Here is a 24955-nt window from a genome sequence, read left to right as displayed (position 1 = left end):
TCCGTGGTCAGGACCGAGGAGACATGATCACCTCCACGGCCAGATTCCACGTAACTTTTAAGCTGCTGAAACGCCAGATGTACGGCCGCGCCAACCCCGATCTCCTGCGCAAACGCATCCTGCTGACCGACTGACCAGGGTCCGATCACGGAAAGTGTGCCTGATCCAGAATTCGAGTGTCGTTGACACTCGCCAGAGGGCCTACCACTGACACAGGCACTCATCACTCCGCTGTCACCTCGTTGACCGTTCGGGGATGGAGATGCGCTGGTCGAGGGCGGCGCGCCAGGCACGGCAACCGCTACCTGGCCCGGGGTCCGGGGAGAGCGCTCAGCTTGAGGCCCTCGGCTACAACGTCGCGGTCGAACCCGCCGCCCGACCCGGCTCCCGCCTGCCCTGCTGGGCCTGTTGCCGTGGGCGATGAAGGTCTGGGCCGCGCTGGATGAGCGCGGCGCGGGTGCGCGCCTGTCGGCTGTGGTGCGCGTTCCGCTGTAGTGGGATCCGTCAAGAGTGACGGAATCCTCACTACTGCTTTGGCAAGTCATTGCATGAATGACGATACTGTCCATAAGTGACGAAATCATCAGATACAGCGAGCTGAGAGCGCGGGTCCGCACCGGAGCAACCACCTGCCGCAACGTGCGAAGGAGAAATTCATGACCACCACGCAGTCCGTCACCGGCCTTCGTCCCATTCGGTCCCCGCGCGGGATCCCGATCCTCGGCCACACACCCCAGATCCCCGACATCAACCCGGTCGCATACTTCGGTGAGCTGGCCGGGCAGTTCCCCGAGGGCATCTTCAGCTTGGACATCGCCGGCCAGGAGAACGTCTTCGTCTACGACCCTGGCCTGGTGACGGAGGTCTGCGACGAGACCCGGTTCGGCAAGCCGATCCTCCCGCCGCTGAGCCATGTCCGGGACTACGCCGGCGCGGGCCTGTTCACCGCCCACGACGACGAGGAGGCCTGGGGCATGGCGCACCGGATCCTCATGCCGGCCTTCAGCCAGCGGGCGATGAAGAGCTACTTCGGGCAGATGCTGGAGATCGCCCAGAACCTGGCGGGCAAGTGGGAGCGCCGACAGGGGCAGCTGGTCAAGGTGACCGACGACTACACCCGGCTGACACTGGACACCATCGCCCTGTCGGGGTTCGGTCACCGGTTCGACTCCTTCCGCGACGAGGAGCTGCACCCCTTCCTCACGGCGCTGCTGCAGGCGCTGGTGGAGTCGATGCGGCGCTCGCAGGAGCTGCCGATGATGACCAAGCTCCGCAAAGCCGACGACAGGGCGTACCGCGAGAACATCCAGCTGATGCGCGAGCTGGTCGAGACCGTGATCAAGGAGCGCCGTCAGGGGAAGAGCAGCGCCGAGGACGACCTGCTGGGCCTGATGCTGGAGGCCGTCGACCCCGAGGCCGGCAGGCCGCTGGGCGACGACAACGTCCGGGACCAGGTGCTGACGTTCCTGATCGCCGGTCATGAGACCACCAGCGGTCTGCTGTCATTCGCCACGTACTCGCTGCTGCGCAACCCGCAGGTGCTGGCCCAGGCCTACGCCGAGGTGGACCGGATGCTGCCGGGCGACACGGCCCCCGACCACGACACGATCATGAAGCTGGATGTCATCCCGCGCGTCCTGGAGGAGACCCTGCGCCTGTGGGCTCCCATCCCACAGATCATGAAGGCGCCGCTGGAGGACACGGTCATCGGCGGCCGCTACCACCTGAAGCAGGGCACGAAGACGAACCTGCTGATGTTCCCGCTGCACACCCATCCCAAGGCGTGGGAACGGCCGCTGGAGTTCGACATCGACCGGTGGCTGCCGGAGAACCGGGCCAAGCAGCACCCGCACGCCTACAAGCCGTTCGGCAACGGCCGGCGTGCCTGCATCGGCCGGCAGTTCGCGCTCACCGAGGCCCGCCTGGCTCTCGCGCTGGTGCTGCAGAAGTTCAAGTTCTCCGACATCAACGACTACAAGATGGACGTGCGGGAGGCGCTGACGCGCAAGCCGGGCGACTTCGAGGTCGTCGTCCGTCCCCGGCAGGAGCGCGAGCGAGCGGTCTTCGGCGTCTCGGACCCGCGGAGTGACCAGGCTCAGCAGGCGGCCGCGGTCAGCGGCGTCGGGGTGAACCTCACGGTCGCCTACGGCTCCAGCCTGGGCAGTTGCGAGGACCTGGCGCGCACGATCGCCGACCGCGGCGAGCGGTCCGGGTTCGGGACCACGTTGCTGAGCCTGGACGACCTGGCCGAGAACCTGCCCACCGAGGGCCTGCTCGTGGTCGTGGCCGCGAGCTACAACGGCAAGGCACCCGACAATGCCCAGCGCTTCGACGACCTGATCGCCGGCGGGCTCCCCGAGGGCTCGCTGTCGGGCGTGCGCTTCGCGTTGCTGGGCGCCGGCAACACCCAGTGGGTGGCGAGCTACCAGGCGTTCCCCAAGCGGATCGAGGCCGCCCTGCTGGCCGCCGGCGCGACTCCGGTGGTCGAGCGCGGTGCGGCGGACGCCGCCGGTGACTTCGACGGCATGGCCACCCGCTGGACGGACACCCTGTGGGCCACCCTGGCCGAGGAGTACGCCGCGAACACCTCCGACGACGGCGCGCCACGCTACCGGGTGCGACTGCTGACCGAGGCGGACGTGCGTCCCGCGATCGTCTCCGAGCAGGCCTATCCGCTGACCGTGGTCGCCAACGAGGAACTCGTCAGCGACGCGACCGGGCTGTGGGACTTCAGCATCGAGCCGCCGCGCCCCTCGGCGAAGTCCATCATCATCGAGCTGCCCGAGGGCGCCACCTACGAGACCGGCAACCACCTGGCCGTCTTCGCCAAGAACGAGCCGGCGCTCGTCGACCGCGCGCTGGCGCGGCTCGGTGTCGACCGCGACCAGGTGTTCCGGCTCGACCAGCCCGGCGGCGGCAGGACGCACCTGCCGGTGGGCACGCCCGTCACCGCGGGCCTGCTGTTCACCGAGTTCCTGGAGCTGCAGGATGTGGCCACTCGCACCCAGGTGCGCGCCCTGGCCGAGCACACCCGGTGTCCCTGGACCAAGCCGCAGCTGCAGGCCTGCACGGCCGACACCGAGGAGGCCGACGAGCGGTATCAGGAGGAGATCCTCGGTAAGCGGGTCTCGGTGCTCGACCTTCTTGAGCGCTTCCCCGCCGTCGAACTGCCGCTGGCGGCGTTCCTGGAGATGACGGGGCCCATCCGCCCCCGCTTCTACTCCATCTCCTCCTCTCCGCTGGCCAACCCGCGCCAGGTCCGGCTGACCGTCGGCCTCGTCGAAGGCACCGCGCTGTCGGGCAACGGCACGTACCGCGGCCTGTGCTCGCAGTACCTGGGACGGCTCAAGCCGGGAGACGTCTTCTACGGTTACGTGCGCGTGCCCTCCCCTCCCTTCGCGCCGCCCGCCGACCCCGCCGCGCCGCTCATCCTCATCGGCCCCGGCACCGGCGTCGCGCCGCTGCGCGGCTTCCTGGAGGAGCGCGCCTGGCAGCGGGAGAACGGCACGAAGGTGGGCCCGTCCCAGGTCTTCGTCGGCTGCCGCCACCCGGAGCACGACTGGTTCTACCGGGAGGAGATGCACGCCTGGGAGCAGGCCGGGATCGCGAAGGTGCACGCCGCCTTCTCCGCGGTGGTCGACCATCCGGCCCGGTACGTCCAGGACGCCGTCATCGCCGAGTCCGACACGGTGTGGCGGGCTCTGCAGGACGGCGCGTACGTCTACGTCTGCGGCGACGGCCGCCGCATGGCTCCCGCCGTACGGGAAGCGCTCACCGCCATCCACCGCAGCCGCACCGGCAGCGACGACGAAACCGCCCGGCAGTGGGTCGACCAGCTCGAGGCGGACGGCCGCTACCAGCAGGACGTCTTCGCCTGATCTCCGTCCAACGCGACCCGAGCCAGGTCGAACAGTCTCGGGTGCGCGGCACCAACCGCCCAACCCTTCCAAGAAAAAGTGAGATCACGATGGACACCATGCTCGCCGGACGCTTCCACCTGGACAGCGGCAAGTTCCTCGTCGAGGAGGTCGCCGTTCCCGTGCCCGGCCCGGGCGAGGTACTCATCGAGGTGAAGGCCGCCGGCGTGTGCCTGTCGGACCTCCACCTGATCGACGGAACCCTCGTCCTCCTGTACCCCAACGCCTCCGGCGCCGTCACCGTCGGCCACGAGGTCTCCGGTGTGATCCACGCCCTTGGCCCCGGCCTCAGGCGGGGCCTGCCCGTGGGCACCCGCGTCACCCTGGAGGCGGGACAGAGCTGCGACCGGTGCGCGGACTGCGCACGCCGGCGCCCCTGCACCCAGGTCCGCACCCGAGGCATCGACTACGACGGCGGCTGGGCCCAGTACGCCATAGCCCGCGAGGACACCCTCGTCCCCATCCCCGACGAGCTGCCGTTCGACCAGGCCGCGATCATCCCTGACGCTGTCTCCACCTCCTACGCCGCCGTCGTGGCCACCGCCGGGGTGCGCCCCGCGCAGGCCGTGGGCGTGTGGGGTGTGGGCGGAGTGGGGGCGCACAGCCTCCGCGTCGCCCGTCTGGTCGGAGCCGCCCCGATCATCGCCGTCGACCCGCTGCCCGGTGCCCGGGACCGCGCTCTGGCCTTCGGAGCGGACATCGCTCTCGACCCGGCCGCCGACGACTTCGCCGAGCAGGTACGTGTCGCCACGGCTGGTCGGGGCCTGGACTTCGCCTTCGACTGTGCGGGCGTGCCGGCGGTCCGCGAGCAGGCCGCCGCTGTGCTCGGCCGGCACGGCACCCTGGTCCTGGTGGGCATCACGCCCGACCCGCTCACCATCAGCGAGGGCCTGACCTTCAACTACATGGGCAAGCAGGTACGCGGCCACTACGGCGGCTTCCCCGAGTCCGTCCCCGAGCTGGTGCGCCTGGCTTCCAACGGCCGGCTCGACCTGGCTCCCTCCATCACCGACCACATCCCGCTCGCCGACGCCGCCGAGGCGATCCGCCGGCTGGAGCACAAGATCGGCGATCCGATCCGCCTCATCCTCGTTCCCTGACGGCCGAGGACGACTGGCCAAGGCCACAGAAAACACCCTGTGCGAGCCCTGACCTTTGCCGCATTCCGAAGAGAAACGAGAGCGACATGTCTCACCTCGATCTTCCCAGCGCCCGCCGGGACTCGCGCCTGGACATAACCGACCTGTACGTCTTCCGGGGAGAGCGCAGCCCCGATTCCGCCGAATCCGATCGAAAGAAGGGATCGTCTGCGATGACGCGTCTGACCGCCCGGTACGCCTGCGAGGAACCCCACTCGCTCTGTGAGGGTCGAGCCGCGGCGTCGTTCCCGATCGTCCCTGACCTGCTGAGAGAGCTGGAGCAGGAGCTTCACAAGAACCGGCAGTTCGCCTCCGACGCCTCCCACGAGATGCGTACGGCCTTCGCGGGACTGCGCGCGGAGCTGGAGGAGGCCCGCCTGTATCCCGACCAGACCGATCTCCACGACCTGCTCGCAAGGGCGCTGAGAGGCGTCGACCGGTTGGATGCGATTCTCACCGACCTGCGAGTCCTCGGCGAAATGGAGGCAGGTCCGGCCGTGGAGCCGCAGCAGGTCGACCTCGCGGAACTGGTCCGGGACGAGATCTCCCGCCGGGTCGATCGCCTCCCGGTCCAGCTCTGGCTTCAACGGGGCGTGACTGTCCAGGCAGTCCCGATCCGGATTGCCCGACTGCTCACCAACCTGCTCGACAACGCCCAACGGCACGCCCAGCGGATGATCGAGGTCCGGCTGAGCCGTGTGGGCGACAGCGCCGAGATGACGGTGGCCGACGACGGAGACGGGATCGCGGAGTCCGAGCGGGAACGGATCTTCCAACGCTTCACCCGCCTGGGCGCCGCACACCGCCTCGACCACAGAGGCACGGGCCTCGGTCTGGCGATCGCCCGCGACATTGCCCAAGCCCACATGGGCACCCTCGACGCCGGGGAGTCCGCGACCGGAGGCGCTTGCTTCGTGCTGCGGCTTCCCCTCAGCGCGACGGTCCACCTTGCGACCGCGGCAGATACCGGACTGTCTGCGGTGGCCGCCCACGCCATGCCATAAGAAACTTAATCAAGATCAAGACCGATCTCGGCTACGCCCGAGAGCGGCCATACTCTGGCGGACCACGAGTTCGGTTCCCAGCTCCACGCCCAGCTCGACCGGCTGCGCGGCCGAGGGCGCAGCATCAAGCGGACCGCTGAGGTCCTCACCGAGCTCGGCCTGCTCGACGGCCCGCCTCCCAAAGCGATCCTGGCCTGGATTGACCGGCGCACCAGCACGCTGCCCGCAGGGTTCCAGGCCGACGTCCGCGACTGGCTCACCTGGTTGCACACCGGGGATGCCCGCATCCGCCCGCGCTCGGACACCACCTTGTACGTCTACTTGGGAGCCGTCCAGCCGATCTTGGAGAGCTGGGCGACGACCCGCAAACGCCTCCGTGAGATCACGCGCAAGGACGTCCACGCCGCCGTCGAGGCGCTGCGCGGGCGCCGCCTCAGCAACACCGTCACCGCACTGAAGTCGTTGTTCCGCTTCGCCACCAAGCGTCGGCGGATCTTCACCAACCCCACGACCCAGCTTCATCCAGGAGCGCACCCCTACCCCGAGCGGCTGCCGCTGGATGAGGTGACGCTCAAGACCACCGCGAGTGCCGCCGTCACGCCGGTGCTGCGCTTGATCGTCGCCCTGGCCGCTATCCACGCCGCACGCCCTCAGGCGATCCGCCAGCTCACCCTCGACGACATTGATCTGCCCAACCGCCGGATCATCCTCGACGGCCTCGCCCGTCCCCTCGACGAATTGACCCACGACGCCCTGCGCGACTACCTCACCGAGCGCCGCCAGCGCTGGCCGCACACCGCCAACCCGCACGTCCTGCTCTCCCGACTCACCGCGGGCGGAGTCGAGCCCGTCAGCACCTACTACCTCAAACAACACCTACTTGTCCGGCACTACGTCCGGCTCGACGATCTACGCGCCGACCGTGTCCTGGAGGAGGCCCTCAGCCGCGGCCCGGACCCACTTCATCTAGTGCTGTGACCGGAAACGATCATCGGGTTGGGTAACAGGCTTCAGGCTGCGGAAGCCAGAGGCCGACCTCCCTAGCGGATGCCCTTCTCGCTTCGGATGCGGGCGCGTTCGCGGCGTTGAGCGGCCAGCACGTCGGGGTGACGGGCGTGGGCGTTGCGCCAGCGCAGGTAGGCGTGTAGGGCCCGGGTCTGGACGGTGTGATTCGGGTGGTTGGAGTTGGCCAAGGTGAACTGGCGCAGCGGTCCAAAATGAGCCTCGATCGGGTTGGCCCAGGACGCATACGTCGGGGTGAACAGCAGCCTGACCTTGTGCTTGTCCGCCCAGGCGCGGATGCGCCGGTTCTTGTGCGCCGACAGGTTGTCCATGATCACGTAGATCGGGGCGCCGTCCGGGCGGGCGGCGCGGATGGACTTCAAGGCTGACCAGGTGGGTTCGCTGCCCTTGCGCCGGTGGTTGATGCCCCACAGCAGGTCATCGCCGACGGAGTAGCAGCCGTGGAAGTACCTCACGCCGTGAGTGCGGTGATAGGTGGCCGGCAATCGGTCCGGCGCGCCGGCAGGTGCCCAGCCCGTCCCGGCGGTGGGGCGGATGCCGAGCGGGCCGAACTCGTCGAAGGCGAAGGTCCGTTCGGGCCGGCGGGTGAGGGCGTACTCGATCTGGTCGAGTTTGGTCTCGAAGTCCGGGTCGGGTGAGTCTTTCCAGGTCTTGGTGCGCTGGAAGGTGATGCCGTGGCGAATCAGCAGGGTGCGTAAGGTTTCGCGGCCGATGGTGATGGCGCGGCCGGGCAGGCGGCGCAGGTAGTCGTGGAGTTTGCGGATGGACCAGCGGGTGAAGGGCTGGCCGAGTTTGGCAGGTCGGGTGGTGGCCGTCGCCGTGACGAAGTCTTCGTCGTCAGGACTCAGTAGGCGGGGACGGCCTCCCGCCCACTGAGGGTCCAGGCAGGCCAGGCCGATCTCGTTGAAGCGGTGGATCACATCGCGCACGGTGTCCTCATCGGCCTGTACCAGCCGAGCGATGACCGGGACGGTGTTGCCGCCGGCCGAGGCCAGCAGGATCATCGCCCGCCGATAGCGCACCGTGCTCATCGTGCCGCGCCGTACGATGCGCTGCAGCTTCTGCCCTTCCGGGTCCGTGAGTCTGCGGACCTTGACCGGTTGCGTCACCTGGCCTCCCGAGCGCCGATTGAACGTGATCAGCACCCATCCAACCCGCAGGGACGCTCTACACGCCAACCCGGTGATCGTTTCCGGTCACAGCACTAGCCGTGGTCTTCGGCATTGAGGAGAGCACCGCCATCCGGTACGCCGAACAGGCACGCCGACTGTCCCTTCCAGGTGAAGTTGGCGGAAGGGACACGTGCTGACCTGTGGCACGACATCCTGGCCTGGACGGTTTCGAGTGAAGTTGTTCAGGTCTTTTTGCCAATGATGGGCTCGAACGCCCAAATTAGTTGGATCCGCCTACCGGGGCCGAGAGGCTCTGCGTGCTCGTCGCGGAACGCCTCAGCACGTACAGGTAGGAGACCATGGCGCCGCCGGCGAGCGCGGTGAGCAAGGGGACGTGCCAGAAGGGCCGGATCTCGGCCGCCACCCCCGGGTACGGCCCGATCGGCCCCAGCGGCCCCGCAACTGCGAGAACCGTCAGTCCCAGCATGTTGAACGGGGTCACCATCGCCGTAAGCACCCGCAACCGAGCGCTGCCACGGCGCGCCGCCACGCCCATGGCAACAATCGCAGCGCTCATGACCGCCATGGTGATCGCGACAGCGGGGAGTATGCTCCACGCGTCCCGTACCAGGCCCTCTGGCATGCCGCCCCAGGCCACTTCGTCCGGAGTCGCGGGACGTGTCGTGACCGAGGTGAACCAGATATCGAACGAGCACACCGCGAGGTAGGCGGCATACCAAACCGGCTGCAGGAACAGCAGGCGGGCCACGTACGGCGAGGGCGTGACCTCCAGACCGCGGGCCAGTCGCAGCACGCCCCAGATCTGTGCGATCGCCGCCGCTGCCAGGACCGCGGTGAGCGTGGGAGGGCTCCAGCCGAGGTTGAACTCCTCGGGACCGACCTCACGGCCTGTGTAGGCATCGGGTTCGAGCCACATCAGGTGGTGCGCCGGATTGGCGTCGCCCACGAGATACAGGCCGAGCAGGTAGGGCGGCGTCAGCAGGCCCGCCACGAGCAGCACGCGGGCGGTGGGCCGGGCCGCGGCCAGACGCCAGAAGGCGAGCGCCGCTAGCGTGAAGAACACGCAGGCGAACGCGATAGGTCCCGCCACCATCTCCGTGACGAGGTTCAGGAACTCGGTGTCGTCCTCGCCCGGGAGGAACACGGTCGGAACAGTGACGAACCGCATCTGCCCGTAGCCGATCAGGTAGATGCCGACGACAGCGGCTCCGAAGACTGGAGTGAGCCTGAGCAACCTATTTCCCGCCATCGCCCCATGATCGACCACCCCTCGTGAAGCAGCCATAAGGGCGGCGGGAACCGGCAGCCGAAGGCGAAATCCGACATCTCGATCCGAACACCGACACGAGCACCGACAACACGCGGACACCGACAGCTTCGTCTGCAACCGATACGTTCTCATCAACGAAGATCACGATGAGAACGACAAGAAGATCAATTGATTGATCTGAACTCTAGGAGAAACCACATCAGGAACCAACGAGTACCCGACAGTTCAATTGAAGCACCTTCAGAAGAATTGAACTTCCGAACGGCAGAGTGCTAAGACATCCGATCTGCCCAAGGCGTCAAGCTGCGGACTCCAGACGATGCGGGAAAGCTGCGAGTTCGTCGTAGTGCTTTCGCTTCTGGAGGCAGTGGTGCAGGCAGCCGAGCATTCGGTTAAAGGTGTTGCGCAGGGCGCTGGAGTGCCTGTCGCCATCGGCCCGTCGGCGGTCGTAGTGCGCCCGGGGTCCAGGTGCTCGCAGGGAGGCGAAGGCCCAGACATAGCCGGCGGCGGCCAGGCGCTGGTTCTTCACCTTGCGGTGGTGAACGACCAGGCTCTTGCCCGAGGCGCGGGTGATCGGCGCCGATCCGGCGTAGGCCTTCAGGGATCGGGCGTCGGCGAAGCGGGTGCGGTCGTCGCCGAGTTCGGCGAGTACGCGGGCGCCGGTGAGGTCGGCCAGGCCCGGGAAGCTGGTGATGATGGCGGCGTCCGGGTGCTGGCCGAAGGCCTCGCTGGTGGCCTCTGCGAGCTCGTCGGCGGCGCGGCAGGCTGCGTCCAGTTGCAGCAGGATCGCCCGGGCTTGGCGGCCGAGGGCTTCCTCGACGGCCGGGAGCTGGCGAAGGTGTTGTTCACGGAAGTGGGCCTGGAGGTTGTCGGCCCACGTCTCGATGTTGCGCTGGCGGCCGGCGGCGCGCAGGAGCGCGTGCAGGCGGCGGCTGGTGAGTTTGGCGGCTGCGGCCGGGGTGGGCGCCGCGGCGAGGACGGCGCGGGCCTCGCGCGAGGTCAGGCCGATGTTCTTGACCTGGAAGGCCTTCAGCGCGGCGGGGAAGTACTCGCGCAGCAGGGAGCGCAGCTGGTTGGCCAGCTGCTGGCGGTTCCAGACCGCGTCCTGTTGGGCACGGGCCAGCACGGCGATCGCCTGCACCAGCTCAGAGTCGTCGGGCAGCGGCCGGTGGTGTTCGGCGTCGACGCGCAGGATGTTGGCCAGGGTGAAGGCATCGGCGTGGTCGGACTTGGACCGGGCGACGGTATGAAGTTCGCGGTATCGGGCGACTGCCAGCGGGTTGATCGCGTAGACCGTGCGGCCGGTGGCGCGCAGGCACGACACCAGCAGGCCGCGGCTTGTCTCGATCGCGACCGGGATGCGGGCCTCGGAGCGATCGCCGTGCTCAGCCAGCAGTTCGATCAGCGTCCGCCATCCGTCGACGTCGTCGCCGATGCGACGCTTGGCCACCAGCTTGCCCGTCTCGTCGACCAGGGCGATGTCGTGGTGCTTCTCCGCCCAGTCGATCCCGCACGTGATCATCAACATGTCTCCTTCGTCGTGCCTTGCCCAGGTGAGCCATGCAGGGGCACGCCACGCCCTAATGAGAGAGCTCCACGGCTCGACATCCGATCAGCAGTTCGTGGCCCCAGCCGGCCACAGGCCCGCGCACTGCGTAAGGGCTCGGCGGCCCCGGTATGAGTGGGCGGTGGCTCCTGTGGCTGGCTCACGGCACGATCTTGGCGAAGCGTGTGGTGGTCGGTGGTGGCGGGTTCGGACCGAGGACACGACCCGAACCTTGCCACGTCCGGACTTACCATGCCTCCGACCGCTTGGTGTCCGGATTAACCCTGCATCTGGAGAGATGAGGAGGGACATCATGTGACGAACGGTCACCTTGCCCTCTTCTCGGGAACCGCGCCTTGCTCCTGAACATCAAATGGACCATGACCAAGCGTCTACTCCTTGTCATGCTGATGTCTATCGGGTCGATCGCCCTCGCAGCCTGTTCCTCGGCGGAAGGCCCGCCCCTGATCTCACCCTCGGACCCAGAGGTGGGGAAGCTGCGGATCACGGCCAGGCAGGCGCTGAACGGCCGTCTCGATCAGACGGTCAAAACCGCGGGCCTAACCAAGGACATCAGCCACAGCGAGCTCGATCGGTGCAGGAAGGGCAATGACGATGCCAAGAACGATGAGGACTTCTCATCCAAGTGCACGCTCAGCCTCTATCGCGCCTACGCCTGGAACGGAGACATCGAAGCCCTCCTGGACCGGTTACCCGACTGCCCAGGAACAGCCGAGCTCAGGGACTACTGGCGCGAGTTCGGAGGCAAACCAGATCCGCAGGACAGCCCGCGCATCTACGATGTCGGCGACCTGCCCGACCTCGACTGCGCTGGCTTGACGATGACCTTCACCACTCCGACTCACAGCAAGGACCCGGGGCTCGACGTCATGCCGGGTGCCAAAGTGTGGGATCCGGACGGCGGCATGTATGACCCCTACTACTGGGCGCCAGAAGGGAAACCGTGGCTCGACACCTGGCTGCGGAACCAGAAGAGATACCGATTCCTGGTCGCCATGGAGGCGTCCAAGGACTACGCACTCATCAAATCGTAATCATCACGAGATGCGGGCCTGCTCCGTGAAACCCAAGAGAGCACCGTGCGCCGAAGATGCAGAGTTATTCCGGACAGATGTGGCGTCCATCGTTCGGAACTATCTGACGTCTTGCACGTTAGACACTAGCCACTACGACGATTTCGCCCGAACGAGACAACTGCACACTCCGTACGGCGCGGTGCCGGCCGGGGATCGCCGCATTCATCGGCGCGGGCTTCTCGGCCACGCCTCGTGCGCGTTCGGCGCGGTCATCGGCGTCCTGGGCGACGTAGCGGCCCCGCTCGTCACCGAAGGCATCGACCAACTGGTGAAGCAGTTGAGCCCGGTCCTCCAGGTAGGCCAATTGCTCATCCACCGACACGAACGCGTAGCACTCTGCGTTGTTCAGGAGGCGGACCACCTCCTCGATGCAGATGTACAAGCGCGTGGTGTTCGTGGTGTCGGTCATGACTGCTGGCCCTCCTTGGCCGCCCTGTTTCGACCCGCCGGGCGAAGGGTCTGGCGGTGTTCCCCTGCCTGGAACTCGCCAGCCTTCCCCTGTTGTACGACAGGATCGTGACAGCGCTTCGCGACAAGAAGTGTCAGTAACGCTATGTGACGGGTAATCCGGTGACGGGGTCGAGTAGCTCCAACCGCTGCACGATGGTCTCGCGCACCCCTTGATCAAGCTGCGCCGCTACCCGGTGTTGCCCGTCACCGTAGAGCCACGCGCTGCCGGGCTCACTGAGCTGGATGCCGGCGTCGAGGCCGACGAGCAGGACGATCGCGGTCCGTTCCCTGTCATCGAGGTCCCCGTGTTCGTCATGGACGCGTTCCATGACGAAGTCCCCGATGTCCTCACCCGCGATGCCAGCCGCGTGGGCCTGGCGGACGAGGTGAACCGCGATCGCGGCGGCCTGCCGCCAGTTCACCTTGTGATGCCAGCAACAGTCGCGAGGGCGTTGGCGGCGTACGAGCCCGGGGGCCAGGCAGCGGATCCGGCGCACCAGCCAGACCTTCGAGCCGATCATGCACTCGGGGTCGCGGAGCTCCCTGGGAATGGGCAGCCTGGTGACCGGCACCACCTCATACACCCAGCGCCCGATCCACTCAACGGGTCTTTGCACAGGGCACCATCTCCTCTGCTGTTGAGGGGTGGACGCAGGCTGATGAAAACCCGGAGTCGGGTTGTGCTCAGTGCTGCGCTTCGCCGCCTTGATCGTCATCTGGGCCGATACCGGGGAAGTGAGGAAGCGGCCCCGCCAGATTCTGGCGTTCCGTGCTGAGGTCGATGACGGCGAGCCAGTCGTGCGCGATCCACTTCTCCAGATCGTCTGCGAGGGCGTCGAGGTCGACTGCGGCTATGCGCTGTACTCCGGGATCCGTCAGGAGGTCGTCGGACCTGATGCCTTGTGGCTCCCTGCGGAGAGCCTTCGCGTACCTGCGCAACGTGGCGATGTGGAGGCCGATCCCGCTGCGGCTGGCCCGTGCGATGGGTAGCAGGTTGTCGGTGTGCGCGGCTGCTTCGGCATCGGCTTGCAGGTCGGCCTGCCAAGACTGGCGAATCTCCGCCGCGTCCGGGCAGAGGTCGTCAGCGACCAGGCGATCCATGAAGAGCCAGGTCAGCGGCCGGTCGGCAGCGGAGCGGGTCCAGTTGGACAAGTCGGTCTCGGTGATGATGTAACCGGCCGCCTCGTACGTCCCCATGTCCAGTACGCAGATGAGTGCCTTGTCCTGGGGCACATCGTCAAGGCCGTGCGGCGGGTCGGGCAAGACGATGCTGCCCGGTAAAGCGCTGAGGTACTCCACCTGGCGAGTGTTCTGCGGCAGGTTCAGATACAGCGTCATGAGGGCTCTCCAACGCTCGTGGCACGGGGGGTGGGTGGGGCATCGGGCTATCAAGGATGCCGCACGCGGCGCGGACTCCGAGTCCACTGCCGGGCATAGCGACGACGGGCTCATGTACGCGATAACAGCCTATTATCACGTACATGAACGACCATGGCATCGCGCTGAGCAGGGGAACCCTCTTCAGCGGAAGCGCACGACTCGCGCACGTTATCCGGTACATCGATGCCGCCCGCGCGGGGTCGGCATGAGCCGGCGTTTTCATGGCGACGCTGTCACCGGCGTGAGCGACCAGGAAGCGGCCTCAGTGCTGCTGTCTGCGGCGCTGATCGAGATCCGCTACCTTTCCAGGCGTGCCCGGCGCGAGAACGAAGGGGCCTCACCGGCCGATGACCTGCAGCGCATCTGGTTCTTGTCCGACCTCTGCCACAACCTGCCAGGCGTCACCCGGCCGCCAGTCTGGCAGCCCTCCCGCAAGAACGCCCCGCTGAGCAGCCGGGAACGGGCGATGCAGGAACGGCCGATGAGCTGGACCTGGAACACCGCCGGGCCGGAGGGACGCGCCTGGATCATCGAGCAACTCGATGGCGCCGACTGCCCGTGGACCCCTCCACCTCCGCTCCCTAACGCGTCCAAAGGGCCACCCGAACTGTCGTTGCGGAAGCGGCTCGGGTTTCCCTTGCGCTGGCCCGTCCAGGCCCCCGAGGGGCGACAGCCTCTGCCAGCCGAAGCGCGCGTCCTGAAAGCCGTGGACACCGAAACCGTGTGCGCCTTGTTTGAAGAGGCCCGCCGCCTTCGATCCGTCGCCGGCAAGGACGGTTCCTGGCTGTATGCCCACCTGGACCAGCACGGCACTCACTATCTGGTCCCGGATCCACCCGGCTACTACTGGCCCGGCAACTCCAACGGCCGTGGCGGCACGATCGACTGGTGGCAATGCGCTGCCCTGCTATGCATGCAGGACGGCGAGCAGGTAGCCGGTAGCATCCGGGTACTCCCGCAGACCTTCACCCCACTGCCGTCCACCCTTTCCCGGAGCCGACAACGCCGGCTGATCCACCTCGCCCGAGCCACCGAACGCGACACCCGGGCATGGCGCCTGGACCACGAGAGCGACTGCGGCCCCCACTCCTGCGGATTCCTGCCTGAACGACCCCTGCAGGAAAGGCCTACCTCATGACGTCCTCAGCCGCCGATCGAAAGATCACCGCACTGCGCGGTGACGGCATCGCCCTCGCCGAGGCGGCCGATGAGTTCTTGTCGACTCACCGAGTCGCCAACCCCAACACCCACCGCGCCTATGCTTCGGCGATCGACCGCACCATCGCCGCGATCGGCGGCCGCGACCGGCTTCTGGCCGACGTCACCGACGCCGAGATCAGCAAGGCGCTCACCGCGCTGTGGGGCGGGTGTGCGCCGGCGACCTGGAACCGCAACCGGGCCGCGGTCGCCTCCTGGCTGTCGTGGTGCTCGAGTAAGAAGCGGTGGGCGGCGCCGTCGGTCCCGGCTGAGGCCGAACGCCGTCGGGAGAACGTTGACCACACCAAAGCGGTGGCCAGGACCAAGCTGGAGCGGCTGCTGTCGCGCCGCGACATCCCGCTGCGGGACAAGACGCTCTATCGGATGTTGTACGAGACCGCCGCCCGCGCCGCCGAGATCCTCTCCCTCGACGTCGAGGATCTCGACCTGGACAACCGCAAGGCGCCGGTGCGCTCCAAAGGCGGCGATGTCGAATGGGTCTACTGGGACGCAGGCACCGCGCGCCTGCTGCCCCGGCTGCTGCGCCTGCCCGACGGTCACTGCGATGGGGTCGTGCGTACACGGGGGCCGTTGTTCCTGGCCAACCGCAAGCCCGTCCCCGCCCGCCGTCCCGGGCCCGAGCACATCTGCCCGCACACCGGGCGGCCGCGCTTGGGGTATGACCGGGTGCGCGTCCTGATGGAGGCGCACCTCGGCCTGGACCCGCACCAGTTGCGCCATTCGGCCGCCACCCATCTGGGCGAGGCCAAGGTGCCGCTGCAGCTCATCATGGCCAAGACCCGGCACAAGAACCCGCGCACCGCGATGCGTTACACCCGGCCGGGCGGCGAAGCCGTCGCCGAGATCACCGCCGTTCTCGCTCCGCCCCGTCGCACTCACTGACCCGCAGGCACGACCGACCGGAGGTCTCCGTGGACGGCAAATGGCTCGTCAACTACTTCAGCACCCCGGCCCGCTACCCCCACAACACCGTGCGCGGGGATCAGGAGCTCGACCCGGTGCACACCAGTGACCTGATGGACGTCTGCGAGATGGTGAGCCGCCTGGTCGACCGGTTGCGCGTCGAGGAGTTCGCGCTGCGGACCGAGAACCGGACCGGCCTGGTCGTGGTGTACGGCATGGACGAACCCGAGCCGCGCCACCGGCTGCGCGCGGCGCTGGAGCAGGACGGGTTCACGATCACGGTGCGCCGCAACGAGTACGGCACCTCCCTCGAAGTACATCCGCGCGAATCTGATCTGATCATGACCAGGCTCGACCTGATCATCGACACCATCGCCGCGGTGCTGCCGGAGGCCAGGGACATCGGCGAGCTCCAGTCCGGCGTCGAGCAGCGCCTGGGCCACCCGGTGCCGCCCGGCCTGTTCCACACCACTATCACGATCTTCAACAACTCCCTGCGGGCGCATCGGCAAGGCCAGCCGTTCGGCGCGAAAGTCCCCGAAGGCATGCGGCGTCTGGTGGCCACCGCCGCGAACACTGGCGTGATCCCGCCGTTGTGCGCCGGGTCGCTCTCTGCATAGCGGGTGAGGAAGAAGACGTTCCCGAGATACACCAAACGCCGCGACTGATCGTGTTTGCCTTGCTACGTTGCGCTTAACGGCTTCCGTCTCGGCGTGTGGGAGGGCAGCGTGGCCCGGGCCGATCGCGAACAGGAGCGGGCCGCAATCGCCCGGCTGATGGCCTTGAAGAACGCTGGGCAGCTGACGACTGAGCATGTGCGGCTGGCCGCCCACGGGGTGGGACTCAGCGAGCGGACCGTGTGGCGGCGGCTGGACAAGGGGCTGTCAACGCCGTCGGAGTACCAGCTCAGCGAGACCGATCGAGAGGCCTTCGCCTGCTACGGCGGCAACATCGCCGCCGTTCATCGTGCTCGTTCCGCTTCGGTGAGCGGCGAAAGCGAAAGTCAGGTGGCGGGCGCGGCGGTGCCGGAGTTCCTCGCGTCCGGCTGGGCCGGTAGCGCGCAGGTATCGCTACGGACGCTGCAGCGCGCGTTCCGCCGCGAGCTGACTCCGGCGCAACTGGCGGCCTGGCGACACGGAGAGGCTGGCCGCCGGGCGGCTGGCGTCTATCTCACGCGCGGACCCTCGCGGCGCAACGAGGTGTGGGAGATGGACCACAAGCAGCTGCCCGTCCTGGTGCTTCCGCCGCGCGGCCCGGCGGTGTGCCCGTGGCTGACCACGGTGCTCGACGACGGCACCCGCTCGCTGATCGGCTGGGCGATCGCGTTGACCCCGCACACCGGCACCGTGCTGACCGCGATCCGGATGGCGCTGGTCTACGATGTGGCCCGCGGCCCGTACGGGGCCGTGCCGGCCGCCTACCGGATCGATCGCGGGCTGGAGTTCACCGCCACCGCGGTCCGCGACGTGTTCGCCGCCCTGTGCGTCGCCGGTCACCGGCTGCCCGCCTTTCAGCCCCACCGCAAGGGCAAGGTGGAACGCCTGCACCGCACGATCGACCAGACGCTGCTCGGCGGGCTTCCCGGCTACACCAAAGGGCCACGCGAGGCCGGCGGCCGGTTGTACGGACCGCTGGACGACCGGGCCGCCGCACGTGCCCGAGCTGCCGACGCGCAGGTCGCGCCGATGCGGATCGAACGGTTCGCCGCTCGCTTCGCCCAATGGGTGTCCTGGTACAACACCGAGCGCCCGCACCGCATGCTGGCCGGCCGCACCCCGCTGCAGGCCTGGCACGACGACCCCAGCGCGCTACAGCGGATCGACGCGGCCAGCCTGCGCCACCTGCTGCTGGCCTCCACTGAGCGCACCATCGGCAAGGCCGGGGTGCAGTTCAACAACTTCGCCTACGTCGCCCCTGAACTGCGAGGCCGCGGCGGACAGCACGTGATCGTGCGCTACATGCCGCACGACGACCGCTCGGTGGAGATCTACCTTGACGGCGCGCACCTATGCACCGCCTACCCGGCCGACCAGCTCACCGCCGAACAGCAAGAGGCCTTCCGCGCCCACGCTCGCGACGAAGCCAGGGAACTCGGCCGCCAGCGCCGCCGGGCCACCGCCCGGGCGCGCGTCGAACTGGCTCCGCTCACCGGCGCCGAACCTGCCGAGCAGTCCCGGCTGCAGCCCACGACCGCGCCGCCACGCACGCAGCGCCGCCGCGACGAAGCGCTGGCGCGCAAGGCGCGTTCCGATCTTCTTGGCCTGCCCAGCGGCCGCACCCGCACATCACCGGTCTCCGCGCCCGAACCTGACGATCCCGAGACCAGGGAGTAGGCGACGATGCCGCAGCACTTCACCAACCTCACCGAAGCCAAGACGCTGGAGACCGACCAGCTCGCTCTCACCCGCCGCATCATCGGCGACCTGGCCGACAAACTGGCCTGCGGCGTCATCCACGGCAGCGCGGGCACCGGCAAGACCTTCGCGGTCGAGACAGCGCTGGAGGATCTGCGGGCCGGGCACGGCGGACGCGACCCGATGCGGACGCACACGCTCGTCTTCACCAGCAAGCCCACCATGCGGCAGCTGGCCGAGGAACTGGTCAAGACGCTCACCGGCGCCAAGCCGCGTAGCGGCAACCGCTTCTACCTCATCACCGCCCTGATCGAGTTGCTGAGCGGACCGCCCCGGCTGCTGGTGATCGATGAGGCGCAGCGTATGAACGGCGACTGCCTCGAGCAACTGCGTCATCTGCACGACCACGGCGACACCCGCTTCGCGCTGCTGTACGTCGGCGGGGACGGCTGCTGGGAGGTGCTCTCGCGCGAGCCGATGCTGCGCTCGCGCGTCTTCCGCCGTCTGCCGTTCCAGCCGATCGAGCGCGCCGAGATTCCCGCGCTGATGCGCGAATACCACCCCGTCTACGCCGGTGTCGATGACGGCCTGCTGCTGGACATCGACGACACCTACGCCCACGGCACGCTGCGCGACTGGGCCGCCTTCACCCACACCGCCGCCGACCTGTGCCACGAAGCCGGCCGCGAGCGCGTCGACGCCGACATCGCCGCCAACGCCTACACCCTGCTCGGCGGCGGCGCGCGATGACCTCGTCCGCCGCCAGACCCTCCCACGGGATCGCCGAACGGCCTGCTCCGCCACACCTGTGGTTGCCGCCAGGCGGCCGCTTCGTGCTGGTCGACAACGCCTGCGACGACGTCGCGGTCAGCCATCACCTCAACACCTTGGACGGGCCCGGCCACAGCCAGGTGGTCGTGCGTCCCACCCCCGGCACCGCCAGCGTGCACAGCCTGGGCCTGGACCTGCTGGTCGCGCTCGGCAAGAACCCGTACGCCGCCCGCACCGAACGCCTCGCCGCGAGCACCTGGCCGGCCGCGGCCGCCTGGCTACGCGGCCAAGCCGTCACCGACCTCATCATCGACCGCGCCCACCGCCTCACCGCCGGCCAACTGGAGGTCCTGGCCCACACTGCGGTGACGGCGGATGCCACCTTGTGGCTGATCTGGGCCGCACCCCACCACGAGGCGATCGCCCGTCTGCACGCCCTGCTGGATCGGCCCGTCGACGTGATCGGCCTCGACGACTTCCGCCGGCTCCTGCCAAGCCCCGCACATCCCCGCACCCGCGAGCCCGATCAGCAGCCCGCCTTGCCGGCAGCCGACTTCACCACCTTCCTGGCCACCTGCCGACGGCACTTGCCCGGCGACGACTTCGCCGCTGTGAAGCAGGACTTCCATGCCACCGCCGCGGCCACCGACGCCTGGCTGGCGCGCCTCGACCTCGCCTCGGCCACGCCGCACCGGTTGAACGGCGCCGTCACCGGCTGGCTACGCGACGACACCGTCGGCCGTGCGGCTACCGACCGCAGCGCGCTGATCCGGCTGCGCGCCGTCCAGGCCGCGCTGTTCCTGGCCGGTATCCGTCTCAACTGGCGGCCCGAGACCCTCGGCCCCGACCCCGAGTGGCGTCTGCCCGGCGATCTCACCGCACTCGTCAGCGCCCGGCTGCACGCCGTGGGCCGTACCGACACCGCGGCGGCGACCGCGCTGGCGCTCCATCTCAACCACGCCAGCACCCACTTCGGATTCCTGCTCGTCGGCGACATCGCCGCCGACGGCTCCGCCGTCCACACCCCTGGCCAGCCCGGGCCCGACACCATCCACCGCATCAGCTACCCCGGCACCGGCACCCGGCGCTCGCTGCCGCATGAACTGCACGTGCGCGATAGCGCCTGGCACGAGTTCGCCGGGCCCGAACCTCTCTGCATCCCACCCCACGCCCGCGCCCTGTTCATCGCCCACCTGGCGCATCGCCGCCGCCAAGACGCCGCCGACCGCGACCCCTACTTCGTCCACCTCCACGCCGCCCATCGCGATCCTCAGATGCTGTTGCTCGGCGCCATCCGCCGCACCTGCCAGCAGATCGGCCTGGATCCGCCCTGGCTACACGGCGAGGACTGCCCGCACGGCTCCGACGTCGGGCAGAGCGCGCGCGCGCACCCAGCTGGCTCACCGAACGCGGCCTGCAGGTCGCGCGCATCGGCACCGACCCGAAGCTGGTCATCCCCCGCCCCGCCCCACCGTGCCGGCCGCCGGGCAGCGGCACACATCGTGAAGGAACGCGATGAACGAGACGCTCTTCCGTGAACGGCTGCAAGCCGCAGGCCTGTCGCGCTGGGAGCTGGGCGACCTGCTCGGCATCCACCCCCATCACCTGCACGACCCTCACCTGAACCAGCTGAGCAGGCGCCCCATATGGGCCATCATCGAGCTCGCCCGCCACTTGGACCTGCATCCCGCCGACCTTGTCCCCGAACTGCGGGCCGTCCTGGACATCCATCCAGCGCCGGGCCGCGTGCCCGCCGACGACCCATCCCGCAGCGACGCCGACGCCGCGATCGTGGTCAACGCGCTGGCCCACGCCGCCCCGAAGGCATTGAGCGCCGAGCACCTCGCCGGCGCCCTCAGCTGGAGCCTGGCGCGCACCCATGACGCCCTTACCTACGCGCTGGCCCATCCGCAAGTTGGCGGACCGATGGCTGTGCGCCGTGTCCCGCCCCACCGCTTCACTCTCGCCCCGCGCACCGACGTGCTCAGCGCTGACCAGCACCGCGCGGTCCGCGCCACCGGCCAGGCGCAGGCCGGTCTCACCGGCCACCAAGCCGTCGTCCTGCTCACCGCGCTGGCCTGCGGCCACACTCCCACCTACGCCGAATACCGCGATCAGCCAGGCTGGCGCGAGGCTGAATCCGCGCTGAAGTGCGCCGGCCTGCTCAGCAGCGACCTCGACCCCAGCCGCGTCGACGTCGCCGACGACGTCCTGTACAGCCTGCGCTACCACCACGACGATGACCTGCCCGCCCGCACCCCGCCTGGTACCCGGGACTCGACATGACGCTCCCCGTCGACCAAGCCCAGGCTCCAGAGCCAGCCCCTGTTCCGCCCGCGCCCCGACGCCGTCGGCGACGCGCCGCCCGCGCCCGCTCGCACCGCCTGGGCCCGCTCAAGCTGTCAGCCGGCGAGCTCGCCGACATCCGGGCCGCGGCCGCCCGCGCCGGGATGTCGCCCGGCGCCTACGCCGCCCACACCGTCACCACCACCGCCCGCCACGCCCTGGTGCTGCTCCCGGCCACCGACCGCGAACGCATCGCCGAACTCCTGCACGCCCGCATCGAGTTGGCCCGCATCGCCGCCCTGCTCCCCACCGCCGATGCTCACACGGTGTTGCCCGAGCTGACCCGGGCTGCCCGCCGCATCGAGCAAGCCGCCGACGCCCTGACCCGCCACGCCAGCCGGAAGACGACTTCGACGTGATCGCCATGGTGCATCCCGGTCCTGGCTCACGCACACGCGAGTTGCTGCGCGAGCTGTATGGGCCAAGCACCAGCCGCTACGAACACCAGCGCGACCCCCACCTCATCGCCGCCTGGGACCCCTTCGAGCCCGACCCCGCCACTGGCGAGGCCACTCTCGACGATCTCGCCGCCCACCTGAACCGGCCGGTCGACGTCTCCCCCTACCCGCTGCGCCGCCACGTCTGGCACTGCACCGTCCTGACCGCCCGCCACGACCGCGTCCTCACCGACACCACCTGGGCGCAGATCGCCGCCCGCCTACTGGACGCCGCGGGCATCGCTCCCTTCGGCGACCTATTCGCCTGCCGGTGGATCGCTCTTCGGCACGCCCGCGACCACATCCACCTCATCGCCACCCTCGCCCGCCAAGACGGACGACGCCCGAACCTGCACGGCAACTGGTACCGGATGCGCGACACCTGCGACCTGATCGAAGCTCAACTCGGACTAGGAGCTGTTTAGAGTTCGGATCATGTGGTTGAGGTGAGGAGTCTTAACCACAGGATCAAGCCCCGGAGGTAGAGCCCGGCCTCGTAGCTTTCCGGGGCCTTGTCGTAGCGGGTCGCCAGGCCACGCCAGGCCTTGATCTTCTGGAAGCAGCGTTCGATGGTGTTGCGCTGCCGGTAGCGCTCGGGATTGAAGGCGGCAGGCCGCCCACCGGCTGAGCCCTTCTTCTTCCGGTTGGCCTGCTGGTCGCTCTTCTCCGGGATGACCGCGCCGATCCTGCGGCGGCGCAGATAGGCACGGTTAGCCTTGGAGGAATAGGCCTTGTCCGCGGCCACCGCCGTCGGGCGGGTCCGTGGCCGGCCCACCGGTCCGGCCACGCGGATCTTGTCCAGGACAGTGGTGAATCGCGGGCAGTCGCCGGCTTGGCCGGGCGTGAGCACGAAGACCAGCGGCAGCCCGGCGGCATCGACCGCGGCATGGATCTTGCTGCTCAGCCCGCCCCGGGATCGGCCGAGCGCGGCAGCCTTCGCCCGCGCCTTGCGGCGTCGCCGAACGGCGGCGCGCTCGTGCGGCGGCGACGCGCCGGCCTCGGGTGTGGCCTCGGGCGCATCACCCGCAGCACCGGCGGCTGCTCCGGCAGCGGAGCCCCCTTTTCCTCGGTCAGCGCCTGCTCCAACGCATCCAGGGTCTCCCCGGCGACCGCCAGCCCGGCCGACTCCTGATGCGCCCGCACGATCGTAGAGTCCACGCTGACCAGCTCCAGCCCGACCTGTCCACGCGATGCGGCCTCGGCGATCAATGCGTCCATCAGCCCTTGGAACACCCCGGCCTTGGCCCAGCCGTTGAAGCGGGAGTAGACCGTGGACCACGGCCCGTACCGTTCCGGCACGTCACGCCAGCCGGATCCGGTGCGAAACCGCCACAAGATCCCATTGAACTGATCACGCACCCGCCGCGGCAGCGGCCCGGTAGCCGCTACCGGCAGATGCGGCTCGATCAAAGCCCACTCGGCATCGGTCACATCGAAGCGCGCCACATCCGAGTTCTACCAGTCACGACCAGCCCAGCACCGACCCCACCAAGATCCGAATCCCAAACAGCTCCTAGCCCCTGCGCGGTGGTCAGCCGCAGCGCCCCAAGCAGCATCACGCACTGTGATGCCTTCCACTGACACTTCATGACGCATGGACTGTCATCTGCTGTCGTTTCCCACTGACATCTCGTGACGCCCAACATTCCTGCGGGCCTGGCCGCGCCCATGACATCGCCGCACTGGCATCGCCGGATCCGCCGCTCTTGCGGAGCAAGTTAGTACGAAACTCCGAGAAGACGTTCCGTCCGGGACGCAAGCCCGCTGGGATAGATCACATGGACCCCGACGGCGAGAGCACCCTCACCACCCGCGTACAGCAGCGCCTGCAGAGCCGCACCTGCGGCTGGTGCGGGACCCTCATCCCCTACACCGGGCGCGGCCGGCCCCCGGCCTACTGCAGCAAGGCGCACCGCAACCGCGCGTGGGAAGTACGCACCGCCGAGCGCCGCCTGCAACGCGACATCGCCACCACGGCCGCCACCGCCGAACCGGTGCGCGAGGTCATCACCGAGACCGTCACCCACACCCAGACGCGCGTCCAAACCCGCCTCGACCGGCGCCCGCCGGACACCGCCCGCGCGTGGATCGAGCACCTCGCCGAGCTCGCCCGCCAGCTCCGTGAAGACGAGCTCGGCGACCAGCACTGGACCCACGCCAAGCTGTATCGCGCCCTGGCCGACGTCATGAACGCGCTCGACCGCGCCCATCCCGGAGGCCTCAACCGGCTCCTGGGCCGCTGACCGAGTGCGCCCCCGGCCGCGCAGAACAGCCGCAGCAAGATAGGCGCTAAGTGCTCCCCAACTCGGTCGGCACCGGCGGTGAATGCAACTTTTCTCTACGACCATCAAGGGGCGCCGGCGGCGCCCGGGCGTGGCCTACAGCGGCAGTGAGCGGCGGCCGGTCTTGATCGGACGGGCGTTGTTGTAGTCGGTGATGAAGCCAGTTACGCCCTGCCAATGCGAGGACCAGGGGTGCTCCTTGACGCCCTGCACGAACCGCTTGAGCACCTCGACCTCCCCGTCCCTCCGGTCGAGACTGTCGCCGGTCAGCAGCAGCACCCGCTCATCGCGTCGGTGAATCTGGCAGAACAGCGTCTCGTGGGCGGCCCGGTAGACGCCGTAGGCGTGGCAGTCCAGCGACATCCGCGCAGCCCGGCCGAAGGCAATCGCCGGCTCAAGCGCGCCGAAGAAGAACCACTGACCGAACTCGACACCGTAGCCTCGGCGAACGATGTGGTCGTCGCGGAACAGCTCCCGAGGTAGGTCCTCGCACGCGGCAGTGGCGAGGTAGTCACCGGCCTCGAGTTCGTTGCGCCGGGCTGATGCGCCCCGCTCGTACCGCTCGCACAGCATCCGACGGCGTGCCACCGTTCACCCTCCCCGAGTTGCCGAAAGTTCAGCGAGGCCAGTTCACGCGCGCGACCAACGACCGGGCACGAAGCCCCTCAGGCGCCTGGCGAAAGAC

General features: G+C 68.7%; 22 protein-coding genes and 1 pseudogene. 15 read left to right on the top strand and 8 right to left on the bottom strand.

What is annotated here, in order from left to right:
- The first annotated feature begins 656 nt into the window (after nucleotides 1-656).
- The 4 genes from FHU36_RS18550 (at nucleotide 657) to FHU36_RS18535 (ending at nucleotide 7038) form a co-directional block, all read left to right on the top strand.
- The gene (locus FHU36_RS18550; RefSeq protein ID WP_185085228.1) at nucleotides 657-3878 is read left to right on the top strand and encodes a bifunctional cytochrome P450/NADPH--P450 reductase; all 3222 of its coding nucleotides are present in this window, start codon (nucleotides 657-659) and stop codon (nucleotides 3876-3878) included.
- Nucleotides 3879-3967: 89 nt separating this feature from the next.
- Nucleotides 3968-5017: a zinc-binding dehydrogenase gene (locus FHU36_RS18545; protein ID WP_185085227.1), complete on the top strand. Its 1050-nt coding sequence runs from the start codon at nucleotides 3968-3970 to the stop codon at nucleotides 5015-5017.
- An 86-nt stretch (nucleotides 5018-5103) separates the two neighbouring features.
- Nucleotides 5104-6060 carry a sensor histidine kinase gene (locus tag FHU36_RS18540; RefSeq protein ID WP_185085226.1) on the top strand — a complete coding sequence of 319 codons (957 nt, stop codon included), beginning with the start codon at nucleotides 5104-5106 and terminating at the stop codon, nucleotides 6058-6060.
- A 264-nt stretch (nucleotides 6061-6324) separates the two neighbouring features.
- The gene (locus tag FHU36_RS18535) at nucleotides 6325-7038 is read left to right on the top strand and encodes a site-specific integrase (RefSeq protein ID WP_185085225.1); all 714 of its coding nucleotides are present in this window, start codon (nucleotides 6325-6327) and stop codon (nucleotides 7036-7038) included.
- A gap of 62 nt (nucleotides 7039-7100) precedes the next feature.
- Here the strand turns inward: FHU36_RS18535 and FHU36_RS18530 are convergent, their stop codons facing one another.
- The 3 genes from FHU36_RS18530 to FHU36_RS18520 all read right to left on the bottom strand — a co-directional run bounded on the left by FHU36_RS18530 (nucleotide 7101) and on the right by FHU36_RS18520 (nucleotide 11014).
- Nucleotides 7101-8192: an IS630 family transposase gene (locus FHU36_RS18530; protein ID WP_312891679.1), complete on the bottom strand. Its 1092-nt coding sequence runs from the start codon at nucleotides 8190-8192 to the stop codon at nucleotides 7101-7103.
- Between the two features lie 283 nt (nucleotides 8193-8475).
- Nucleotides 8476-9450 carry a hypothetical protein gene (locus FHU36_RS18525; RefSeq protein WP_185085224.1) on the bottom strand — a complete coding sequence of 325 codons (975 nt, stop codon included), beginning with the start codon at nucleotides 9448-9450 and terminating at the stop codon, nucleotides 8476-8478.
- Between the two features lie 334 nt (nucleotides 9451-9784).
- Complete coding sequence (locus tag FHU36_RS18520) at nucleotides 9785-11014, bottom strand: IS110 family RNA-guided transposase (RefSeq protein ID WP_185085223.1); 1230 nt, start codon at nucleotides 11012-11014, stop codon at nucleotides 9785-9787.
- Between the two features lie 398 nt (nucleotides 11015-11412).
- Between FHU36_RS18520 and FHU36_RS18515 the strand changes: the two genes are divergently transcribed.
- Nucleotides 11413-12087, top strand: coding sequence for a hypothetical protein (locus FHU36_RS18515; RefSeq protein WP_185085222.1), 675 nt, complete (start codon nucleotides 11413-11415; stop codon nucleotides 12085-12087).
- Nucleotides 12088-12205: 118 nt separating this feature from the next.
- Here the strand turns inward: FHU36_RS18515 and FHU36_RS18510 are convergent, their stop codons facing one another.
- The 3 genes from FHU36_RS18510 to FHU36_RS18500 all read right to left on the bottom strand — a co-directional run bounded on the left by FHU36_RS18510 (nucleotide 12206) and on the right by FHU36_RS18500 (nucleotide 13917).
- Nucleotides 12206-12538, bottom strand: a complete 333-nt coding sequence (locus FHU36_RS18510) for a hypothetical protein (protein WP_185085221.1) — start codon at nucleotides 12536-12538, stop codon at nucleotides 12206-12208.
- Nucleotides 12539-12680: 142 nt separating this feature from the next.
- Nucleotides 12681-13100: a hypothetical protein gene (locus FHU36_RS18505; RefSeq protein ID WP_185085220.1), complete on the bottom strand. Its 420-nt coding sequence runs from the start codon at nucleotides 13098-13100 to the stop codon at nucleotides 12681-12683.
- Between the two features lie 163 nt (nucleotides 13101-13263).
- Nucleotides 13264-13917, bottom strand: a complete 654-nt coding sequence (locus tag FHU36_RS18500; protein WP_185085219.1) for a hypothetical protein — start codon at nucleotides 13915-13917, stop codon at nucleotides 13264-13266.
- A 247-nt stretch (nucleotides 13918-14164) separates the two neighbouring features.
- Here FHU36_RS18500 and FHU36_RS18495 point away from each other — a divergent pair, with 247 nt between their 5' ends.
- The 9 genes from FHU36_RS18495 (at nucleotide 14165) to FHU36_RS18455 (ending at nucleotide 22413) form a co-directional block, all read left to right on the top strand.
- On the top strand, nucleotides 14165-15097 hold the full coding sequence (locus FHU36_RS18495; RefSeq protein WP_185085218.1) for a hypothetical protein: 933 nt from the start codon (nucleotides 14165-14167) through the stop codon (nucleotides 15095-15097).
- Nucleotides 15094-16059, top strand: coding sequence for a tyrosine-type recombinase/integrase (locus FHU36_RS18490; RefSeq protein WP_185085217.1), 966 nt, complete (start codon nucleotides 15094-15096; stop codon nucleotides 16057-16059). The genes FHU36_RS18495 and FHU36_RS18490 overlap by 4 nt, the downstream gene beginning before the upstream one ends.
- Before the next feature lie 29 nt (nucleotides 16060-16088).
- Nucleotides 16089-16700: a hypothetical protein gene (locus tag FHU36_RS18485; RefSeq protein ID WP_185085216.1), complete on the top strand. Its 612-nt coding sequence runs from the start codon at nucleotides 16089-16091 to the stop codon at nucleotides 16698-16700.
- Between the two features lie 108 nt (nucleotides 16701-16808).
- Nucleotides 16809-18413: a Mu transposase C-terminal domain-containing protein gene (locus FHU36_RS18480; RefSeq protein WP_312891678.1), complete on the top strand. Its 1605-nt coding sequence runs from the start codon at nucleotides 16809-16811 to the stop codon at nucleotides 18411-18413.
- Between the two features lie 6 nt (nucleotides 18414-18419).
- Entirely contained in the window at nucleotides 18420-19184 is a 765-nt protein-coding gene (locus FHU36_RS18475; protein WP_185085215.1) for an AAA family ATPase, read from the top strand.
- Nucleotides 19181-20743, top strand: coding sequence for a hypothetical protein (locus FHU36_RS18470; RefSeq protein WP_185085214.1), 1563 nt, complete (start codon nucleotides 19181-19183; stop codon nucleotides 20741-20743). The genes FHU36_RS18475 and FHU36_RS18470 overlap by 4 nt, the downstream gene beginning before the upstream one ends.
- On the top strand, nucleotides 20721-21491 hold the full coding sequence (locus tag FHU36_RS18465) for a hypothetical protein (RefSeq protein WP_185085213.1): 771 nt from the start codon (nucleotides 20721-20723) through the stop codon (nucleotides 21489-21491). Before FHU36_RS18470 ends, FHU36_RS18465 begins: the two co-directional genes overlap by 23 nt.
- A complete protein-coding gene (locus FHU36_RS18460; RefSeq protein WP_185085212.1) occupies nucleotides 21488-21910 on the top strand; it encodes a hypothetical protein in 423 nt (140 codons plus the stop codon). The genes FHU36_RS18465 and FHU36_RS18460 overlap by 4 nt, the downstream gene beginning before the upstream one ends.
- Nucleotides 21907-22413 carry a hypothetical protein gene (locus tag FHU36_RS18455; RefSeq protein WP_185085211.1) on the top strand — a complete coding sequence of 169 codons (507 nt, stop codon included), beginning with the start codon at nucleotides 21907-21909 and terminating at the stop codon, nucleotides 22411-22413. Before FHU36_RS18460 ends, FHU36_RS18455 begins: the two co-directional genes overlap by 4 nt.
- Before the next feature lie 8 nt (nucleotides 22414-22421).
- Here the strand turns inward: FHU36_RS18455 and FHU36_RS18450 are convergent.
- A pseudogene (locus FHU36_RS18450) lies at nucleotides 22422-23434 on the bottom strand (IS5 family transposase).
- Nucleotides 23435-23766: 332 nt separating this feature from the next.
- On the opposite strand from FHU36_RS18450, the gene FHU36_RS18445 reads away from it, so the two are divergent.
- On the top strand, nucleotides 23767-24231 hold the full coding sequence (locus FHU36_RS18445; protein WP_185085210.1) for a hypothetical protein: 465 nt from the start codon (nucleotides 23767-23769) through the stop codon (nucleotides 24229-24231).
- Nucleotides 24232-24366: 135 nt separating this feature from the next.
- On the opposite strand, the gene FHU36_RS18440 is transcribed toward FHU36_RS18445, so the two are convergent.
- On the bottom strand, nucleotides 24367-24858 hold the full coding sequence (locus FHU36_RS18440; protein WP_185085209.1) for a hypothetical protein: 492 nt from the start codon (nucleotides 24856-24858) through the stop codon (nucleotides 24367-24369).
- Nucleotides 24859-24955 lie beyond the last annotated feature (97 nt).

Source organism: Nonomuraea muscovyensis (assembly GCF_014207745.1).
GTDB classification, from domain to species: domain Bacteria; phylum Actinomycetota; class Actinomycetes; order Streptosporangiales; family Streptosporangiaceae; genus Nonomuraea; species Nonomuraea muscovyensis.
Note: the sequence above shows the minus strand (reverse complement) of the source record. Positions and strands in the feature narration are given on the sequence as shown.

What these genes read in the sequence shown, in the direction of transcription:
- FHU36_RS18550 (WP_185085228.1), top strand. Translation starts at nt 657, where the DNA reads ATGACCACCACGCAGTCCGTCACCGGCCTTCGTCCCATTCGGTCCCCG.
- FHU36_RS18545 (WP_185085227.1), top strand. Translation starts at nt 3,968, where the DNA reads ATGGACACCATGCTCGCCGGACGCTTCCACCTGGACAGCGGCAAGTTC.
- FHU36_RS18540 (WP_185085226.1), top strand. Translation starts at nt 5,104, where the DNA reads ATGTCTCACCTCGATCTTCCCAGCGCCCGCCGGGACTCGCGCCTGGAC.
- FHU36_RS18520 (WP_185085223.1), bottom strand. Translation starts at nt 11,014, where the DNA reads ATGTTGATGATCACGTGCGGGATCGACTGGGCGGAGAAGCACCACGAC.
- FHU36_RS18515 (WP_185085222.1), top strand. Translation starts at nt 11,413, where the DNA reads ATGACCAAGCGTCTACTCCTTGTCATGCTGATGTCTATCGGGTCGATC.
- FHU36_RS18510 (WP_185085221.1), bottom strand. Translation starts at nt 12,538, where the DNA reads ATGACCGACACCACGAACACCACGCGCTTGTACATCTGCATCGAGGAG.
- FHU36_RS18505 (WP_185085220.1), bottom strand. Translation starts at nt 13,100, where the DNA reads ATGATCGGCTCGAAGGTCTGGCTGGTGCGCCGGATCCGCTGCCTGGCC.
- FHU36_RS18500 (WP_185085219.1), bottom strand. Translation starts at nt 13,917, where the DNA reads ATGACGCTGTATCTGAACCTGCCGCAGAACACTCGCCAGGTGGAGTAC.
- FHU36_RS18495 (WP_185085218.1), top strand. Translation starts at nt 14,165, where the DNA reads ATGAGCCGGCGTTTTCATGGCGACGCTGTCACCGGCGTGAGCGACCAG.
- FHU36_RS18490 (WP_185085217.1), top strand. Translation starts at nt 15,094, where the DNA reads ATGACGTCCTCAGCCGCCGATCGAAAGATCACCGCACTGCGCGGTGAC.
- FHU36_RS18475 (WP_185085215.1), top strand. Translation starts at nt 18,420, where the DNA reads ATGCCGCAGCACTTCACCAACCTCACCGAAGCCAAGACGCTGGAGACC.
- FHU36_RS18470 (WP_185085214.1), top strand. Translation starts at nt 19,181, where the DNA reads ATGACCTCGTCCGCCGCCAGACCCTCCCACGGGATCGCCGAACGGCCT.
- FHU36_RS18465 (WP_185085213.1), top strand. Translation starts at nt 20,721, where the DNA reads ATGAACGAGACGCTCTTCCGTGAACGGCTGCAAGCCGCAGGCCTGTCG.
- FHU36_RS18460 (WP_185085212.1), top strand. Translation starts at nt 21,488, where the DNA reads ATGACGCTCCCCGTCGACCAAGCCCAGGCTCCAGAGCCAGCCCCTGTT.
- FHU36_RS18445 (WP_185085210.1), top strand. Translation starts at nt 23,767, where the DNA reads ATGGACCCCGACGGCGAGAGCACCCTCACCACCCGCGTACAGCAGCGC.